Annotated in this window: 4 protein-coding genes; 1 reads left to right on the forward strand and 3 read right to left on the reverse strand. The window is 46.1% G+C overall.

Annotated elements, in window-relative coordinates; all coding sequences use genetic code 11:
* Positions 1-466: 466 nt before the first annotated feature.
* Together LGT40_RS00570 and LGT40_RS00575 are read right to left on the reverse strand one after the other, a co-directional pair.
* Complete coding sequence (locus tag LGT40_RS00570) at positions 467-634, reverse strand: DUF6435 family protein (RefSeq protein WP_226076764.1); 168 nt, start codon at positions 632-634, stop codon at positions 467-469.
* 65 nt (positions 635-699) lie between these two features.
* A complete protein-coding gene (locus LGT40_RS00575) occupies positions 700-1,473 on the reverse strand; it encodes an exodeoxyribonuclease III (protein WP_226076783.1) in 774 nt (257 codons plus the stop codon).
* A gap of 108 nt (positions 1,474-1,581) precedes the next feature.
* On the opposite strand from LGT40_RS00575, the gene rpsT reads away from it, so the two are divergent.
* Positions 1,582-1,842 (forward strand): 30S ribosomal protein S20, encoded by a 261-nt coding sequence (gene rpsT, locus LGT40_RS00580; RefSeq protein ID WP_226076761.1) that lies wholly within the window; start codon positions 1,582-1,584, stop codon positions 1,840-1,842.
* 63 nt (positions 1,843-1,905) lie between these two features.
* Here the strand turns inward: rpsT and LGT40_RS00585 are convergent.
* A partial coding sequence (locus LGT40_RS00585; protein WP_319000255.1) for a PUA domain-containing protein occupies positions 1,906-2,386 on the reverse strand: 481 nt, incomplete at its 5' end.

A 2,386-nucleotide genomic window follows, 5' to 3' on the forward strand; every position in this document is an offset into this window, starting at 1 on the left:
CCCTATGGGGCGAGTTCATTTTCTTTGTTTGCCCAAAGAAAACGAACCAAAAGAAAAGGCACCCCTTGTGCTGGCCTGCGGCTCCCCGATAAAAATGGTTATCTCAGGGAAATCGAAAAAACTCGCTGCGCTCAAACATTCCGATTTCTTATCCTGAGTTAACCATTTTTACCGGCAGCACAAAAGGGGATTTTATCGCCGACCTCAACGGCTTTCCCTAACGCCCTTATGCGAAGCCGAGCATCGCAGAGCTGGTCGGATCAGCATGACGGCTGTTTGACCGTAGGGAGTTTCCGTCATGCCCGACCAGATCGAGAAGCACAGGGAACCCGCAGGGCGAGCATGGGCTGCCCTTTTGTTTGGTTCGTTTATTTTGGGCAAGCAAAATAAATGAACGCCCAGCGGCAGCGATGAAATGAAGGACATGTTTCAGACTGTTGGGTTTAGTACTTCAATCTACCCTCAATTAGGATTCAAGCCGTTTAATTTTATCCACCAACTCCTGAGATTCCTCAGTAAGCACAGCAAACTTACGCATATCCCCATTTCGTTGGGCGAGCATCGCCTGTTCTTGTTTCTGAGCAAGTTGTTTTTTCAGTTTTTTGACCGGGTCTGACTTTAAGAACGAAAACATGATTTGTTGCCTCTAAATGGTGTGCTAGTCAGAGACAACCAGCAGCCTAAAGTTCAAATTTAATTTTAAATAGAATAATCATAATCCACGGTCAGTGGTGCATGATCCGAGAAACGTTCATCACGATAAATATCGGTGGCTTTGACTTTTCCTTTGAGGCTCGGGCTCAGAATATGGTAATCAATGCGCCACCCGGTATTATTGGCCCAGGCTTGTCCGCGGTTGGACCACCAGGTGTACTCATGTTCAGCTTGCGGCAGCTCACGGAATGCATCGACAAAATTCATTTCATAAAACAGCTTGTCTAACCAGGCGCGTTCTTCGGGCAAAAAGCCGGAATTTTTCTGATTACCTTTCCAATTGCGGATATCTTCGTTTTTATGGGCAATATTCCAGTCACCGCAAATAATGTAATCCCGACCGGAATCTTTCATTTCCTGCATTTTGTTTTCAAAAAATGCCATACAGCGATACTTGGCCTGTTGCCTTTCATCACCAGAGGTACCTGAGGGCAGATAGAGTGAGATCACGCTCAGCTTGCCAAATCTGGCTTCGATATAACGTCCTTCAATATCAAACTCGGCATTGCCCATGCCGGTAATGACTTCGTCCGGCTGAAGACGGCTGTAGATTGCCACTCCGCTATAGCCCTTTTTGACCGCATCATGGTAATAACAATGATAACCTTCAGGTGAAAAGATTTTGTCTTCCAGCTGATGTATTTGCGCTTTAGTCTCTTGGATGCATACTACATCGGCATCTTGTTTTTCTAACCAGTTAAAAAATCCTTTTCGCGCAGCAGCTCGGATCCCATTCAAATTCGCTGTTATAATTCGCATCATTCACTCGTGCTTGAAAAAAGTCAGCATCATACCATTTACAAATGGAAGCAAAATCAGGATAATGCCCGGTTCATATACAAATAGCTGATTCTTAGGAGAAACACTTTGGCAAACTCAGCACAAGCAAAAAAACGCGCCCGTCAGGCGGAAGTTCACCGTCAATTGAATGCTAGTCAGCGTTCTGCGATGCGTACAAAAGTTAAAGCACTTAGAAAAGCCATTGCTAATGGCGATAAAGAACAAGCGGTCGCTGCTTTTAAAGCTGCAGTACCTGTTCTGGATCGCATGGCTCGTAAAGGCCTGATTCATAAAAATACAGCTGCCCGTGGTAAAAGCCGTTTAAACAACGCTGTCCGCGCAATGTAATTGACTGTTCTACTGAATCAGCTAAAAAAAACCGGCTCTCGCCGGTTTTTTTATGCCACTGTGTTACGCCGAAGTCACAACAAGATTGTCCCGATGAATTAATTCCGGCTCATCAACATAGCCTAATAGACTTTGAATTGCCTGGCTGGGCTGCCCCATTATCCTAACAGCTTCATCGGCACTGTAATTCACTAGTCCACGAGCCACTTCCCGGCCCTGTAAATCAGTACATAACACTAATTCACCACGGGTAAACTGCCCATCAACCTGTCGGACACCTACAGGTAAAATGCTTCGACCATGCTGTTTGATCACTGCAACAGCACCATCGTCCAGCATTAACCGCCCTTTGGGAATCAAATGTCCTGCAAGCCATTGCTGACGTGCTTTGATCGGTTTGATATCAGGCCATAATAATGTGCCGACCCCTTGTCCAGCGGCCAGATGCCGTAAATTTAACGGATGTTTTCCCGAGAGAATAACGGTAGTTGCCCCTGAACGGGCAGCACGTCTTGCCGCTGCGAGTTTGGTTGCCATTCCCCCC

Source organism: Methylophaga pinxianii (assembly GCF_020447225.1).
Classification (GTDB): domain Bacteria; phylum Pseudomonadota; class Gammaproteobacteria; order Nitrosococcales; family Methylophagaceae; genus Methylophaga; species Methylophaga pinxianii.